The organism is Pseudomonas sp. GD03842 (genome assembly GCF_029841165.1).
Classification (GTDB): domain Bacteria; phylum Pseudomonadota; class Gammaproteobacteria; order Pseudomonadales; family Pseudomonadaceae; genus Aquipseudomonas.
The window spans coordinates 267916-282626 of record NZ_JAOCEA010000007.1; the positions used below are offsets into that span (position 1 = coordinate 267916).

The window sequence follows — 14711 nt, forward strand, 5'->3', positions numbered from 1 at the left end:
GCGCCTTCCTTCACAGCTGCGCTCGGCCAGCTTGACTCAGGATTGCCGGTCATGACCCCGAACCCACTTGACGTTTTCGGTGCGCGTGCGTTTCTGCTCCTGCCCTCCTGAAATACCTTGCGACAGTCCTCCCGCGGAAGGGCAAGCGCTTTTGTCGAACATTCAATCGGCAACGCGATGGCGGCGAAGCCGCCCGCCAGTGCACGAGCGGTCCGCTTGCCGACGCTACGACTTCAGGCGCCGCAACATCAATATGCCAGTCTTTATGGATTGCACACTTTGGCGTATTCGCGCGCATCCGAATAATCAATCCATTAAAAAAAGTGAATCGTGGGGATGATCAAATAATTCGATCGACACCATGCACAGAACAAAATAGCTCGCTAAATATTCCCCACCCATTATCCGAGCGCCTTTATAAAAACTCCGGAGAATCTAAAAGTGATCAATAAATCCTCCTTATGGCGCCTGTCGTTCGCTGCGATGCTGACCGCAGCCAGTGTGACCACCGTGCACGCTGAATACATGACGCGCGACAGCGGTAGCCCGGTCGGTGACAATGAAAACTCTCAGACAGCGGGCGAAACTGGGCCGGTCTTACTTCAAGATGCCCATTTGATCGAGAAGCTGCAGCGTTTCGATCGTGAACGTATTCCTGAACGTGTGGTACATGCGCGAGGCACGGGGGCGTTTGGCGTCTTTGAACCCAGCAGCGATATCCATGACCTGACAACCGCTCAAGTCTTCAAACCCGGCAGCCAGACGCCGGTATTCGTGCGCTTTTCAACGGTGATGGGCTATCGCGGCTCGCCGGAGCAAGCCCGCGACCCACGCGGTTTCGCGGTGAAGTTTTATACCGAGCAAGGCAACTGGGACATGGTCGGGATCAACTGGCCGATCTTTTTTATCCGTGATGCCATCAAGTTTCCCGACTTTGTACACGCCAACAAGCCCAGCGCCGTCACCGGCGTTCAAGACCCCAATCTGGCGTTCGACTTTTTCGCCCACACACCTGAAGCCACCAACATGCTGACCCACCTCTACACCGTAGAGGGCATGCCGGACTCGTACCGCCACATGAATGGCTCTGCGGTGCACGCGTTCAAGTTCGTCAATGCCCAAGGCACTGTTCATTACGTGAAATTTAGTTGGCGCAGTCGCCAAGGCGTCCACGGGCTGGAGCCGAAGCAAATCGCAGGCTCGGTGGGTAATGACTGGAACCTGATGACGAATGATCTGTATGGCGCGATTAAAAAAGGCGACGTCCCGAAATGGGACTTGTACATCCAGACATTGACGCCGGGTGAGTTGGGCAAGTTTGATTTCGATCCGCTGGATGACACAAAAGTCTGGACGGGCATCGCCGAACGCAAAGTGGGCACGCTGACCTTGAATCGTGTTCCAGACAATTACTTCGAGTCGACGGAAGAGTCGGCGTTTGCCCCGTCTCGCCTGATCCCCGGTATTGAAGCGTCGGAAGACCGAATGCTGCAGGGCCGCTTGTTCGCTTATGCCGATACTCAGATGTATCGGCTGGGCGCCAACTATCAACAACTTCCCATCAATGCGCCTCGCACGCCTGTCAATAACAACAGCCAGGACGGGGCGATGAATGCAAGCGGCCGGAAGGGAGAAATCAATTACGAGCCTTCCGGGATAAAACCACTGGATCAGGACCCGAAATACAAATACGCCCAGACGCCAGTGACCGGCACAACTCAACAACGGATGACCGGTAAGCCGCGAAACTTCTTCCAGGCGGGCGAATATTACCGAAGCCTGGGTGAAAAGGATAAAACGTTGTTGGTAGAAGCGCTCAGCGGCGATCTTGCCCACGTCGACAACAAGGAGAACACCTACACCATGCTCTCTTACTTCTACAAGGCGGATGCCGATTACGGGACGCGCCTGAGTAAAGCGCTTCACGCTGACGCTGGCCGGGTCAAGGACATGGCCGACCGGCTTCAGGACTGATCAGCATCCACTCGGATTCGCTGGCCGCCTGCGTCCGGCCAGCGACTCTCAACAGGAGTCGTTATGTTCTCTATCGATCGTCGATGGCGCTGGGCTGTGGTCTGCCTGCTGGCAGTCCTCGTCATCTGGGCCGCGCTCGTGGCCAGCCATCTGTTCCTGCCCAATCTATGGTTGCCCGCTTCACCGGGTGGCATCCCGTTGCGAGGCCAGGTCGAGCGGGTGGATCCTCACCTTTACGATCAGGAATGGTTCGATGCTGCACGCGCCGGCAGGCAAGACATCACCGATGCATTGGCGGATGCCGGTTACCCGGTCAATGCCGTGAATTCATCCGGTTACACGGCACTCGTGCTGGCGACTTACCATGGCCATCTGCCGGAAGTGCGCGCGCTGCTCGCCCGCCATGCCGATCCGTGCATACCCGACAACAACGGCAACACGGCGCTGATGGGCGCACTGTTCAAAGGCGAACAGGAGGTCGCCGAGCAACTGTTGGACCGCTGCCCGATCGACCAAAGCAACCACAGCGGCCAGACGGCCTTGTCCTTCGCGGCGCTGTTCGGCCGCCTGGATTTCCTGCCCACGCTGGTTCAGCGTGGCGCCGATCCCGACCACGTCGATGTCGAAGGCAAGACGGCCTTGCGCATCGTGTCCGAACAAGGCAACGAACAGGCCGCTGCCGCATTACGCAGCCTGGGCGCCAGCGGCGGTTGAACTGCGCTGGCGGGGCAGCGTTCGATGGTCTTCCAGATGAGCGAACTGCCAACGGCGAGCGCTGCCAGAGGGTACGCCATGAACGATGGTCGGTTGCTGCGCTCGTTTGGCCTGAGCGTAGGCTCAGGCTCAGGTCGAGCACGATTTCGTTCCGCCGAGCCCTCGATCACTTCATGAACCCCTCCATGAAGTCGGCGATGCCGCTGGCCATCTTGCGCCGCCAAAGCGCTGCATGAGGATTGGCCAGGGTCTGGTCTTCGCTGACGAAACTGCGAATGATCGCGTTGTAACCCAGCCAGCGAAGCGGTTCAGGCTCCCACGCCTGCAAGCGATTCAGGCCACCTTCGCGGATGACCCAAGGCTGCCGAACGAGTGGGCTGTCGCGCTGCAGGATCAAATCCGCCAAGGTTCGCCCGCCCAGGTTGCTGGCGCCGACGCCCTCCCCGCCGTAGCCGCCTGACAAGGCAATCCCCTGGGCCGGATCGCACAGCATGTGCGGATGAAAGCGTCGGGCCATGCCCAGGTTGCCGCCCCATGAATGGGTGATGCGCACCTCTTTCAATTGCGGAAAAAGTTCGCCGAACAGGTAACGGCGCAACTGGATCTCACTGTCGGTAAGGTCGAAGTTCTCTCGCAGGCGACCGCCGAAACGATACCCGCCGCGCGCGCCGAATATCAGCCGGTCATCGGCTGATCGCTGGCCGTAGGTCACCTGGCGGCTGCTTTCGCCAAAGGCCTGCCCCTCGCTGAGACCGATATCGTCCCACACCCGCGCCGAAAGGGGCTCGGTGGCCACCATCAGACTCTGGACCGGTAACTGATAACGGCTCAGCGCGGGCATCGCGGCGGCGTACCCTTCCACGGCCGGGACCACCCAGCGACAGCGAATCTGCCCATTGGGTGTCGAAACATGCCCTGAACGCCAGTCGGTAGCCGGGGTGCGCTCATGAATCGACACACCCAGACGCTCCACCGCCCAGGCGAGGCCTTGCACAAGTCTGGCGGGTTGAATCGTCGCCAAGTGGGAAAAATGGATGGCGCCGAAGGGCCGGGCAATGCGCAGTTGCTCGCTCAACTGTGCAGGGTCGAGCCAGCGGTAATCGGCTTCAGTCAAGCCCGCCGCGTAAAGGGCTTGCAAGTGTGCGCGCAGGCTTTTTTCCTGCTCGGGATAGCGTGCCGCGCAATACAGCGCGCCGCCTTTGCGGTAATCGCACGCGATGCCTTCACGGTCGATGACACGCTTCACTTCGTCCGGTATGTCGAACAACAGTTGGTAAGAGGCACGCCGTTCCGGCTCTGGCAACCCGGACAGCAGGCGCTCGTCGCCGAGCAAGTTACCCATCACCCAGCCACCGTTGCGACCGGAAGCACCGAAGCCCACCGTTTGCGCTTCGATGATCGCCACGCTCAGCTCGGGGGCCTGCTGCTTGAGGTAATAGGCGGTCCAGAGTCCCGTGTAACCCGCACCGATGATCGCGACATCGACATCCAGATCGTGCTGCAGCGAGGGCCGGGGTGACGGGGGCTCATCGAGTTGATCCATCCACAAGCTGATCGTTTGTCGCGTTGGCATTGCTGCCCCCCCTTCGACCCGGTAAAGGGCTCGATGCTAGTCGCTTGGGGCGCAGACTGTCCAACAGGGGAAGCGAGGCGCCGACGGGACTGGATTACGCCCACAGCAGGAGCCGCTTTTTTTCAGAGACTTATCAGCTTTTTCGCACGCCCAAACCCGTTGTTACAGGGTACACTTGCCACCTTTTTCGGCGACACATGCCGCAACATCTCGGCCACCGACACCACCGCAAACGTGCTTTCATTCAGGTGTTTTTCACGACCCCCTGCCCGGCACCGAACGCCATGCTGGCATTGTGGTCAATGTCCTGACACGCACGCCTTTGAAGCCAGACTAACGTGAACACGCCCACATCCCCGACCGCGGCGCCGATGAGCGATCGCCCGAGCCCGCAGACCGCTCCCGAGCAGTGGATCATCTGCGAGCATTGCGACTCGCTGTACCCCGCCCAACCCTTGCACAAAAGCGAGTCGGCTTATTGCCTGCGCTGCGCCGCCCTGCTCGATCGCGGCCATCGCTTGACGATCGAGCAGTTGCTGGCGCTGAGCCTGGCGGCGGGCATCCTGTTCATCTTTGCCAACGTGTTTCCCGTGATCAGCATCAGCATGCAGGGGCTGCATAACGAGGTCACGCTGTGGGGCTCGGTACAGGCCCTGGCGCAGGGGCAGATCACTTTGATCGCCCTGGTTGCCGGGCTGGCCATCATTCTCGCCCCGGCGCTGCAGATCGCCTTGCTGTTCTGGGTACTGGTCCACGCCCACCGCAATCAGGTCGCGCCGGGATTCAAGACCTGCATGCGCACCCTTGAACATTTGCGGCCGTGGAGCATGCTGGAAGTCTGTCTCCTGGGCATTCTGGTGGCGATCATCAAACTGGCCGGCATGCTGGACGTCCACCCTGGCGTAGGGCTTTGGGCCATGGCGATGCTGATGGTGCTGATCGTGCTGATCGCGGGCAAGGATATTCGCCGCCTCTGGACCGAGCTGGGGGTGGAGCCGGAATGAACGGTATTCCCTTCGCCCGCGAGCATCGGGTCACGCTGTGCCATGTCTGCAGTTATGTCTGCCCTGAAGACGCCCATGACTGCCCGCGTTGCGACTCACCGGTTCATCGGCGCAAGCCCAACAGCCTCGCGCGAACCTGGGCCTTCCTGATCGCCGGGCTGATTTTCTACATTCCGGCCAATACCCTGCCGGTGATGTTCACCACGCTGCTGGGCAGCGCCAGTGAAAACACCATCATGAGCGGGGTGATCGAGTTCGCCGAAAGCGGCTCGTGGGACATCGCCATCCTGATTTTCATCGCCAGCGTGCTGGTGCCGTGCGTCAAGTTCCTGGTGCTCGGCATGCTGCTGGTGACGTGCCAGCGGCGCAGCCAATGGGCCATGCGCGAACGCTCCCGGCTGTACCGCTTCATCGAGCTGATCGGTTATTGGTCCATGCTCGACGTGCTGGTGGTGGCCCTGGTCGCAGCCCTCGTACAGTTTCGTGGCTTGAGCACCATCGAGCCGCGGCTGGGCATTCTGTTCTTTGGTTTGGTCGTGGTGATGACGATGTTCGCCGCCATGAGTTTCGATCCCCGGTTGATCTGGGACGCAGAGGTTGAAGATGTCTGATAGCACCCCACTCCCGCCGGTCTCCGAGCCGGTACGACCGACTATCAAGGCCCGCAAGGCACGCATTTCACTGGTCTGGCTGGTGCCGATCGTGGCCGGTGTGATCGGCCTGTCGATGGTCATCCACGATTTTCTCAACGTCGGCCCCAAAGTCGTGGTGAGCTTTCTCACCGCGGAGGGTCTGGAAGCCAAGAAAACCCAGGTCAAGTACAAGAACGTGGTCATTGGCACGGTCACCGACATCGAGTTGAGCGACGACCGGACTCACGTTCTGGCCACGATCGACCTCAATCAGTCGGCGGTCCCGTTCACCCGTGCCGACACCCAATACTGGGTGGTGCGCCCACGTATCGGTGCCCATGGCGTTTCCGGCGTCGACACCCTGTTGTCTGGCGCGTTCATCAGTGCCGACCCCGGCAGTTCCGAGAAGACCGAGAAAAACTTCAAAGGCCTGGAAACACCGCCACCGATCACCTACGGCGACAAGGGCAAACGTTTCATCCTGCACAACGATGACCTCGGCTCGCTGGACATCGGCTCGCCCGTCTATTTCCGCCGGATCCAGGTCGGCCAGGTAGTGGCCTATGAGCTGGCGAAAGATGGCAAAGGGGTCGACATCGAAATCTTCGTCAATGCGCCCAATGATCAGTTCGTGCTGACGGACTCGCGCTTCTGGAACGCCAGCGGCGTGGATGTCAGCCTCGGCGCCGCAGGCCTCAAGGTGTCGACCCAGTCGCTTACCTCGATTCTCTCCGGCGGCATCGCGTTCCGGGAGCCTAAGTACAGCCCGGACGCCAAGCCGGCCGAGGCCAATACCGAATTCAAGCTGTTCGAGGATCAGGCCACCGCTCTGGCACCGCCCGACGGCGAGCCCAAGTACATCCGCATGCGCTTCAACCAGTCACTGCGTGGCCTGGTGGTCAATGCGCCAGTGGATTTCCTCGGCGTGAACATTGGCCGTGTGGTGTCGGTGGACCTCGATTACGACCCCGCCACCGGTGCGTTTCCCGGCGTCGTGGGCGCGGTGATTTACCCGCAGCGCCTGGGTGCGGCCAACGAAAAGCTCAAGGAACAGGCTGGAGGCGGCGACGAGGAGGAACAGACGTCGCGCATTCTCGGGCGGTTCGTCGAGCGCGGGCTGCGTGCGCAGGTTCGCACCGGCAATCTGCTGACCGGCCAGCTGTACATCGCCATGGACTTCGATCCCAAGGCCCCTAAAGTGGCTTACAACGCCAAGGCCCGCCCGCTGGAGATCCCGACGGTGCCCGGCAGTTTCGACAAGTTGCAGGAACAACTTCAAGCGTTCGTGGACAAGCTGGGCAAGATCCCGATCGACGAGCTGGCCACGAACCTCAATGGCAGCTTGGTCGAACTGCAGAAGACCATGAAAAACGTCAACGGCCAGGTGCTCCCCCAGGTCACGGGCACGCTGCAGCAAGCCCAGAAAACCTTGGGTAACGCCAATGCGACGTTCTCGGATGATTCGCCCGCGCGTCAACAGCTGGGCCAGGCGATGGAAGAAGTGCAACGCACTGCGCGTTCGGTGCGGGTGTTGACCGACTTCCTCAGCCGCCACCCCGAATCGCTGATCCGTGGCCGCAGCGGCGACGCAGCACCCGGTTCGTACAAAGGTTCGTCTTCTTCCCGTGAAATTGCCCCGGAGCCCGCGCCATGATTGTGCGTTCTCGCTTACTGACGCTGGCCTGCGCATTGGGCCTGAGCGCCTGCGCGTCCACACCGACGCACTATTACACCTTGATCGCCCCCGCCGGTCAGTCCCAAACCAGCGCCGCGCAGGCCCCGTTTCAATTCGAAATGCAACCGGTGCTGATGGCCGTCCAAGTGGACCAACCGCCCTTGGTGGTGCGCCAGGGAGACGGCAGCTTGGCGATTCTGGAGAACGAGCGCTGGGGGGCACCGCTTGGCGACGAATTCCATGACGCATTGACGGGTGAACTGGAAAGACGCTTCGGCAGCCGGGATCTGGCGGGCCTGCCCAAGCAAAACGACCAGCCAGTGTTGACCATCCGCACCGACGTGCGTCGGTTCGAATCGGTGCTGGATCATTACGCACTGATTGATGTGGTCTGGAACCTCAGCCTGCGCAGCACCGGCACCCCTCGCCAGACATTGACCTGCAGCAGCGTGATTCGCCAGCCTGCGGCCAGCGGGATGGAAAACCTGGTGCTGGCTCACCAGAAAGCCGTCTCGGCCCTGGCGGATGCAATTGCCAGAACGGCCACCGGCTGGAGCCGTCAACCCAATCTGCGCTGCCCGACATAATGGGTTCAGCCTCACCATTACTTGAACTAAGGCATCCGAATAAGGGTGCCTCATTTAATCACTCAAAAAACAACACTCATTCGAGTAAAGCTTTCCGACAAAATGTTGGAATTCCCTGAGTGTCATACGGTTGTTTAATAATATTTTCACCCAACCGTTTGGATCCCTTCGCACACCATTCGGATATTCGGTATTGTCTTGCCTTACCGCACTCAACTTGCAGTGGCCGGCGATAATTTCATATTTCAATGGAGTTTTTCTGATGCCGTCATCGTGTGGTACGGATTGCTAAAAACAGAGAACAAAAGCGGGAGGCACACATGACAGGGATCGGTTCACGACTCAGAGAGGAACGTACTCGCCTGAAGTTATCGCAGAGTGCACTGGGCGCCATCGGTGGGGTTGAAACCAATGCACAGGGGAATTATGAAAATGGCGTGCGTTCGCCCAAAGCCGATTATCTTTTGCGCATCTTGGGTGCAGGCGTCGATATCAACTATGTGTTGACCGGCGTACGGCCGCGTGACAGTGATAGCACTTTGTCTCCATCTCGCCCACCTGATCCGCTGCATAACGAACACTTTGAGAATGTGACGCACCAATTGCACCGTAATCTTCATGGCCTGATTGATGCGCTTTACCAAATGGCGCTATTAATCGAAGCCCGCGCCAATGATACTCAGGACGAAACAGCGAGGTCCGAGCTCGAAACTGTCCGCGCTCAGGCGCAGGAACTGGCCCAATCTTCGGTCCGGCTTATTTTCGATACCTCGAAACTCACCTGAATAACCTCTATTCGGACTTAGCTGATAGCCCGCTCCGAACATCCCTGACGGACCGCCTTGTTTGCCTGGGAGCGCCGGTCATTCCGCAAGCCCTCTTCACGATCGATGATCAGCACCCGGGATGTTCAGCAGCGGGTGCTCTCGCAGACGGTTGACGGCAAAATCGACGAAGCTGCGCACCTTGGCCGAGGCCCGTCGGCCCTCTCGGTATACCAGGTGCACGGGCAACGGCTCGGGCTCGAACGCCCCAAGCACCGGGAGCAGACACCCCGTTCTCAGGTGCTCCTGTACCTCATGGCTCAAGCAAGACACCAGCCCGAGGCCACCCAGTGCTGCCTTGAGGGTCGCTAGCTGCGTCGTGCAGCGCAACCCAGGGCGAAGGGCCAAACGGCGCGGTGAGCCGCTGCGCTGCAAGTACTCCTCCAGCCCGCGATGGTCGTGACCGCACACCACCATCGAATGATTGATCAAGTGGTCCGGACTGACGGGGGCGGGGTGATCCCGAAGGTAACTCGGACTTGCACACAGCATCTGCCGCACTTGCCCTACCCGGCGCGCGACCATGTAGGCGTCGGGCAAGGCGCCGATCAGCACTGCCACATCGACGCCCTCCTCGTGCAGATTGGGAAACCGTTCCTGATAGGCAACCGACAGTTCGATGCCCGGCCAGGCGTCGAGGAAATCGAGCGCGACGGGCATCAAAAGCCGCTCGCCGAACAGCAAGGGCGTCACCAGCGTCAACGATCCGCGGGGTTCACTGTGCAGACCGCTGGCGGATGCGTCGGCCTCGTCTGCCGCTTGCAGCAGGCGACTGCAATCGAGCGCGAACTGGCGACCCGCCGCCGTCAGTTGGACCCCTCGGGTGTTGCGTTCAAACAACAGGGTCCCAAGGCGCCTTTCGAGTGCCGCCAGCGAGCGGCCGACCGTGGCCTCTGACACACCCAGCGCTCTCGCAGCGGCCGCCAATCCCCGCTCGCGGGCGACGCAGCCGAAAATCGTCATCTGCCGATGACGGTCCATCAGCGGTGCCCTCGTCCTGCTGCTTGAATGGCAGGGTCTTGTTGCATGTGCTCCACGCAGTAATCGACGAAGGTGCGGACTTTGGCCGAGACTTTGCGTTCAGCCTGATAACAGACATGAATGGGCAGCGGCGGCTCTTCGAAATCCTGCAGAATCAGCTCCAGCTCGCCGTTCGCCACCTGACTGGCCACTTGATAGGACAACACGCGGGTAATGCCCCATCCCATCCTGGCAGACGTGATCGCCGCCTGGTTCGCGGAGACCGTCAAGCGGGACTGCAGATCCACGTGCAACGGCCGACCTTCTTCCACGAATTCCCAACGGCGAACCAGCACACTGGCGGACGAGACGATCAACCGGTGCTCCTTCAATTCCGTGGGATGACGAGGACGCCCGTGAATCGCCAGGTATCCGGGCGATGCGCACAGCACACGGCGAACTTCACCCACCTTGACGCCATGCTGGCTGCTGTCCATCAAATGGCCAATGCGCACCGCCACGTCGATGCCCTCCTCGACCATCTGCGTGACCCGGTCCAGCAACAAGGCATTGACGCTCACGCCCGGATACGCCTTCAAGTACCCCACCACCAGAGGCATGACGAAGAGCTCCCCGAAAAGTACGGAGGCCGTCACCGTCAACTGCCCGACCGGCGAAGCGATGCTGCCGCCCGCCGAATCTTCCGCTTCCTCCAGCTCACTGAGGATACGTCGGCAATCGGTCAAGTACCGCTGCCCGGCCTCACTCAAGTGCACGCTGCGTGTGGTGCGTGACAACAACGAGGTACCGATGCGTTTCTCCAGCGCCGCGACCGCCCGGGTGACGCTGGGTGCAGACATGTTCAAGCGGCGGGCCGCCGTCGCAAAGCTGCGCTCTTCACACACGGCAACGAAAACCTGCATTTCCTGAAATCTGTCCATCGCGGGGCTCGACTGAAGCGCTAACTGAAGTGGCCCGGATAGTAGCGGATCGGTAGGCGCGCTGCTTGTGGGAGGTGTTGCAGACCAGCACCGAAGGCATAGGCGCGGTGCGGTTCGCACAAGTGGGTGCAGGATCGGATGCACCCGACATGAAACACATGTGCCGGACAACCGCGTACGCAAAAACGCCGCCGACACAAGGTCGGCGGCGTTCCACGGCGCTTCCAAGGACACCCGGCAGGCGAGGTTCACGCCTGCACCAGGGTCACTGCCGCGCCATCACCCACATGCCAAAACCCAGCGCCATCAAGCCCCAGGCCAGCAACGGATGGAACATCAGCCGCCAGGCCCTTGCATACGGCTCGAACCCCACGCCGTGGACGAAGCCCGCGGCGACGCCCCACATGACCAGCATCAGCATACGGTGGGAATAGTGCCCGTTGGCGTCCAGCATCGACGCCGGATGAATCAGCAGCACCAGGCTCAAGGGCACCGCCATCAGCAGCGACAGTGCCCGGCTCAACGAACGCTTGTAGGGGGTGCTCGGCACCTCAGCGATCACGGCCATTCTCCACAGCGCTGGCGTCCGAGGACTCCAGCCACAGGGCATTGATGATGCCGAAACTGCAAGCCAGCAATACGCCAAGTATCCAGGCGAAATACCACATGATGTCGTCCTCTTTTCAGTCCCGGGTTCAATACAGCCCGTGGGGGTTCTGGTCGATGTGCGCGGTGGTGACCTTGCCCCACATGCGGGCATAGCACCACAGGGTGTAGCAAAGGATGATCGGCACGAAAATCGCCGCTGCCAGGGTCATGATGACCAAGGTCTTGTGGCTGGAAACGGCGTCCCAGACCGTGAGGCTCGACGCCGGGTCCAGGCTCGAGGGCATGACGAATGGGAACATCGCGAAGCCCGCGGTGCACAGCGCGCCGACGATGGCCAGGCTGCTGCCGAGGAACGCCGTTCTGCCCTGCGCGGCGCTGGCACCGAGCAGTGCCAGTAGACCGCCGAAAATCCCCAACAGCGGCGCGATCACGGTCAGTGGATGCGCATGGTAGTTGGCCATCCAGCCCGGGTTGGAGGCTTCGACTGTCTTGGCCAGCGGGTTCAGTGCCGCGCCTGCCTCGACGGTCGAGGTGATCGACAGCCCTTGAATCTCACCCCACACCAACCAGGCGCCGGCACCGATGAACGACGCCAGGAACACCAGCGACAGCCACTGCGTAGCACGCCGCGAGCGACGGGCAATCGCCCCGTCTGTGCGCATCATCAGCCAACTGCCGCCATGCAGGCCCAACATGCTCAGGCTCACGACGCCTGCCAGCACGCCAAAAGGGCTGAGCAATTGAAAGAAATTGCCGTGGTAGCTGGATCGCAGGGTGTCATCGAACTGGAACGGCACGCCGAGCAACAGGTTGCCGAACGCCACCCCGAACACCAGCGAAGGCACCAGGCCGCCGACGAACAGGCCCCAGTCCCAGCTTTGCCGCCAGCGGGTGTTTTCCAGTTTGCTGCGGTAGTCGAAGCCGACCGGCCGCACGAACAAGGCAAACAGTACCAGCAGCAAAGCCCAGTAGAGCCCGGAGAAAGCGGCTGAATAAACCAACGGCCAGGCCGCGAACAGCGCACCGCCAGCGGTGATCAGCCACACCTGATTGCCATCCCAGTGCGGGGCGATGGTGTTGATCACCACGCGGCGTTCATTGTCGCTGCGGCCCACGAACGGCATCAGCATCGCCGCCCCCAGGTCAAAACCGTCGGTCAGGGCGAAACCGATCAACAGGACCCCGACCAGGACCCACCAGATGAGTTTGAGCGTCTCGTAATCGAACATCATGGGCTCCTCAGGCCAGGGCCGGTTGTTGAATGGCGGACGGGCCGTGTTCGCGTTGTTCGAAGTGATAGCGACCGGTGTGCAGGCTGCTGGGGCCCAGGCGCGCGAACTTGATCATCAGGTACATCTCAATGATCAACAGCAAGGTGTAGAAACCCACCAGCGCCAGGATCGAGCCCATGACGTCGCCGCTGGACAGCGTCGAAGCGGACAGATGGACCGGCAGCACTTCACCGATGGACCATGGCTGACGACCGTGCTCGGCCACCCACCAGCCGGTCTGTGTGGCGATCCATGGCAAGGGCAGACTGAACAGTGCCCACTTCAACAACCAGCGTTTGCTGGCTTCGTTCTTGCGCGCGGAGGCGTAGAAGGCGCAGGCGAACAGCAGCAGCATCAGCACGCCGCTCAGCACCATCAGGCGGAAGGTCCAGAAAATCGACGCCACGTGAGGAATCGAATCCAGCGCGGCCTGTTTGATCTGCTGCTCGTTGGCGTCCACCACGTTGTCGGTGTACTTCTTCAGCAACAGGCCGTAGCCCAAATCCTTCTTCACATCATTAAAGGCGTTGAGGGTCTGCTCGCTCTTGTCGCCCGCGCGCAGCTTGCCCAGCAGGTCATAGGCGACCATGCCGTTGCGGATACGCCCTTGGTGCTCGCTGACCAAATCCTTGATGCCGGTCACCTGCTTGTCCACCGAGCGCGTGGCGATGATGCCCATCACGTAAGGAATCTTCACCGCGTAATCGGTGCGCTGGGTTTCCTGGTTGGGCAGGCCAAACAGCGTGAACGCCGCCGGGGCCGGTTCGGTTTCCCACTCCGCTTCGATGGCCGCCAGCTTGGTCTTCTGCACATCACCGATCTCGTATCCAGACTCGTCACCCAGCACGATCACCGACAGAATCGAGGCCATGCCGAAAGCCGAAGCGATGGCGAACGAACGACGGGCAAAGCCGATGTCGCGGCCTTTAAGCAAATACCAACTGGAAATCGCCAGCACGAAGATCGAGCCAGTCACGTAACCCGATGCAACGGTGTGCACGAACTTGACCTGCGCCACCGGGTTGAACAGCAGGTCGCTGAAACTCGTCAGTTCCATGCGCATGGTGGTGAAGTTGAACTCGGCGCCAACCGGGTTCTGCATCCAACCGTTGGCGATCAGAATCCACAGTGCCGACATGTTCGACCCGATCGCCACCAGCCAGGTTACGGCCAGGTGCTGCACCCGACTGAGACGGTCCCAACCGAAAAAGAACAGGCCAATGAAGGTCGACTCCAGGAAGAACGCCATGAGCCCTTCGATGGCCAACGGCGCACCGAAGATGTCGCCGACATAGTGGCTGTAATAGGCCCAGTTGGTGCCGAACTGAAACTCCATGGTCAGGCCGGTGGTGACGCCCAGGGCGAAGTTGATGCCGAACAGCTTGCCCCAGAACTTGGTCATGTCCTTGTAGACCTGTTTGCCGGTCATGACATACACCGACTCCATGATGGCCAGCAAAAACGTCATGCCCAGCGTCAAAGGGACGAACAGAAAGTGGTACAGCGCGGTCATCGCGAACTGCAGCCGGGAGAGATCGACGACTGATTCCGAAATCATTTTGGGTTCTTCTCATCAGATACGGGAGGGGCGCCCAATACATGCAGGCCTGCTTGCACCCCGTCATCCTTGACGTCGACCGGGGCGTCGAACCAGACGCTGCGGATGCCCATCAGCAGGACGAGCTTGATCAGCAGGATCAGGCCGATTTCTTTTGCCAGCGGGTGTTTGAGGAAATCGAATGGACCGGGCATGTTTAGAACTCGTCGGGGTGCGTGGAAATTTTCCTACAGCACTTTCTGAGACTGTTGATCCAGATCAACAAAGCCGGAGGGGGCGGTGTGACACAACGCCACAGCGGTGTCGGGACTGATGGCTTCGTAGGTGTGGCTGGAATCGGGGGCAGATCCGTTTGCACGTGGACTGGGAGCTAGGGTTTCGCCCCACGG

Annotated in this window: 15 protein-coding genes; 7 read left to right on the forward strand and 8 right to left on the reverse strand. The window is 60.5% G+C overall.

All coding sequences use genetic code 11. The features are described 5' to 3' along the window. The first annotated feature begins 483 nt into the window (after positions 1–483). Both N5D61_RS12770 and N5D61_RS12775 read left to right on the forward strand, forming a co-directional pair. Positions 484–1974, forward strand: a complete 1491-nt coding sequence (locus N5D61_RS12770) for a catalase (protein ID WP_279893091.1) — start codon at positions 484–486, stop codon at positions 1972–1974. Positions 1975–2037: 63 nt separating this feature from the next. Continuing rightward, complete coding sequence (locus N5D61_RS12775; protein WP_279893053.1) at positions 2038–2688, forward strand: ankyrin repeat domain-containing protein; 651 nt, start codon at positions 2038–2040, stop codon at positions 2686–2688. A gap of 166 nt (positions 2689–2854) precedes the next feature. Here N5D61_RS12775 and N5D61_RS12780 read toward each other — a convergent pair whose 3' ends face one another. Further along, on the reverse strand, positions 2855–4261 hold the full coding sequence (locus N5D61_RS12780; RefSeq protein ID WP_279893055.1) for an FAD-binding oxidoreductase: 1407 nt from the start codon (positions 4259–4261) through the stop codon (positions 2855–2857). Positions 4262–4632: 371 nt separating this feature from the next. Between N5D61_RS12780 and N5D61_RS12785 the strand changes: the two genes are divergently transcribed. From N5D61_RS12785 to N5D61_RS12805, 5 genes are all read left to right on the forward strand, one after another. After that, on the forward strand, positions 4633–5265 hold the full coding sequence (locus N5D61_RS12785) for a paraquat-inducible protein A (RefSeq protein ID WP_108239614.1): 633 nt from the start codon (positions 4633–4635) through the stop codon (positions 5263–5265). Continuing rightward, positions 5262–5876 (forward strand): paraquat-inducible protein A, encoded by a 615-nt coding sequence (locus N5D61_RS12790; protein WP_279893058.1) that lies wholly within the window; start codon positions 5262–5264, stop codon positions 5874–5876. The genes N5D61_RS12785 and N5D61_RS12790 overlap by 4 nt, the downstream gene beginning before the upstream one ends. Then, positions 5869–7551 carry an MlaD family protein gene (locus N5D61_RS12795; RefSeq protein ID WP_279893060.1) on the forward strand — a complete coding sequence of 561 codons (1683 nt, stop codon included), beginning with the start codon at positions 5869–5871 and terminating at the stop codon, positions 7549–7551. The genes N5D61_RS12790 and N5D61_RS12795 overlap by 8 nt, the downstream gene beginning before the upstream one ends. Then, positions 7548–8159, forward strand: coding sequence for a PqiC family protein (locus N5D61_RS12800; RefSeq protein ID WP_279893062.1), 612 nt, complete (start codon positions 7548–7550; stop codon positions 8157–8159). The genes N5D61_RS12795 and N5D61_RS12800 overlap by 4 nt, the downstream gene beginning before the upstream one ends. Before the next feature lie 320 nt (positions 8160–8479). Then, the gene (locus N5D61_RS12805) at positions 8480–8944 is read left to right on the forward strand and encodes a helix-turn-helix transcriptional regulator (protein WP_108239610.1); all 465 of its coding nucleotides are present in this window, start codon (positions 8480–8482) and stop codon (positions 8942–8944) included. Positions 8945–9040: 96 nt separating this feature from the next. Here N5D61_RS12805 and N5D61_RS12810 read toward each other — a convergent pair whose 3' ends face one another. The 7 genes from N5D61_RS12810 to cydP form a co-directional block, all read right to left on the reverse strand. Then, complete coding sequence (locus N5D61_RS12810; protein WP_108239609.1) at positions 9041–9964, reverse strand: LysR family transcriptional regulator; 924 nt, start codon at positions 9962–9964, stop codon at positions 9041–9043. Further along, the gene (locus N5D61_RS12815) at positions 9964–10884 is read right to left on the reverse strand and encodes a LysR family transcriptional regulator (protein WP_108239608.1); all 921 of its coding nucleotides are present in this window, start codon (positions 10882–10884) and stop codon (positions 9964–9966) included. Before N5D61_RS12815 ends, N5D61_RS12810 begins: the two co-directional genes overlap by 1 nt. Positions 10885–11149: 265 nt before the next feature. After that, positions 11150–11452, reverse strand: a complete 303-nt coding sequence (locus N5D61_RS12820; RefSeq protein WP_108239607.1) for a cyd operon YbgE family protein — start codon at positions 11450–11452, stop codon at positions 11150–11152. Next, positions 11436–11552 carry a cytochrome bd-I oxidase subunit CydX gene (cydX, locus tag N5D61_RS12825; RefSeq protein WP_108239677.1) on the reverse strand — a complete coding sequence of 39 codons (117 nt, stop codon included), beginning with the start codon at positions 11550–11552 and terminating at the stop codon, positions 11436–11438. The genes N5D61_RS12820 and cydX overlap by 17 nt, the downstream gene beginning before the upstream one ends. A gap of 27 nt (positions 11553–11579) precedes the next feature. Further along, entirely contained in the window at positions 11580–12722 is a 1143-nt protein-coding gene (cydB, locus tag N5D61_RS12830) for a cytochrome d ubiquinol oxidase subunit II (protein WP_279893067.1), read from the reverse strand. A gap of 10 nt (positions 12723–12732) precedes the next feature. Further along, positions 12733–14322, reverse strand: a complete 1590-nt coding sequence (locus N5D61_RS12835) for a cytochrome ubiquinol oxidase subunit I (RefSeq protein ID WP_279893069.1) — start codon at positions 14320–14322, stop codon at positions 12733–12735. Further along, on the reverse strand, positions 14319–14516 hold the full coding sequence (gene cydP, locus N5D61_RS12840; RefSeq protein WP_108239605.1) for a cytochrome oxidase putative small subunit CydP: 198 nt from the start codon (positions 14514–14516) through the stop codon (positions 14319–14321). The genes N5D61_RS12835 and cydP overlap by 4 nt, the downstream gene beginning before the upstream one ends. Positions 14517–14711 lie beyond the last annotated feature (195 nt).

Bases quoted from the DNA above. Each gene is read 5' to 3' on its own strand.
- cydX (WP_108239677.1), bottom strand. From the start codon at position 11,552: ATGTGGTATTTCGCCTGGATACTTGGCGTATTGCTGGCTTGCAGTTTC.
- N5D61_RS12820 (WP_108239607.1), bottom strand. From the start codon at position 11,452: ATGGCCGTGATCGCTGAGGTGCCGAGCACCCCCTACAAGCGTTCGTTG.
- N5D61_RS12800 (WP_279893062.1), top strand. From the start codon at position 7,548: ATGATTGTGCGTTCTCGCTTACTGACGCTGGCCTGCGCATTGGGCCTG.
- N5D61_RS12775 (WP_279893053.1), top strand. From the start codon at position 2,038: ATGTTCTCTATCGATCGTCGATGGCGCTGGGCTGTGGTCTGCCTGCTG.
- N5D61_RS12805 (WP_108239610.1), top strand. From the start codon at position 8,480: ATGACAGGGATCGGTTCACGACTCAGAGAGGAACGTACTCGCCTGAAG.
- N5D61_RS12795 (WP_279893060.1), top strand. From the start codon at position 5,869: ATGTCTGATAGCACCCCACTCCCGCCGGTCTCCGAGCCGGTACGACCG.
- N5D61_RS12790 (WP_279893058.1), top strand. From the start codon at position 5,262: ATGAACGGTATTCCCTTCGCCCGCGAGCATCGGGTCACGCTGTGCCAT.
- N5D61_RS12785 (WP_108239614.1), top strand. From the start codon at position 4,633: ATGAGCGATCGCCCGAGCCCGCAGACCGCTCCCGAGCAGTGGATCATC.
- N5D61_RS12780 (WP_279893055.1), bottom strand. From the start codon at position 4,261: ATGCCAACGCGACAAACGATCAGCTTGTGGATGGATCAACTCGATGAG.
- cydB (WP_279893067.1), bottom strand. From the start codon at position 12,722: ATGTTCGATTACGAGACGCTCAAACTCATCTGGTGGGTCCTGGTCGGG.
- cydP (WP_108239605.1), bottom strand. From the start codon at position 14,516: ATGCCCGGTCCATTCGATTTCCTCAAACACCCGCTGGCAAAAGAAATC.
- N5D61_RS12770 (WP_279893091.1), top strand. From the start codon at position 484: ATGCTGACCGCAGCCAGTGTGACCACCGTGCACGCTGAATACATGACG.
- N5D61_RS12815 (WP_108239608.1), bottom strand. From the start codon at position 10,884: ATGGACAGATTTCAGGAAATGCAGGTTTTCGTTGCCGTGTGTGAAGAG.
- N5D61_RS12835 (WP_279893069.1), bottom strand. From the start codon at position 14,322: ATGATTTCGGAATCAGTCGTCGATCTCTCCCGGCTGCAGTTCGCGATG.
- N5D61_RS12810 (WP_108239609.1), bottom strand. From the start codon at position 9,964: ATGGACCGTCATCGGCAGATGACGATTTTCGGCTGCGTCGCCCGCGAG.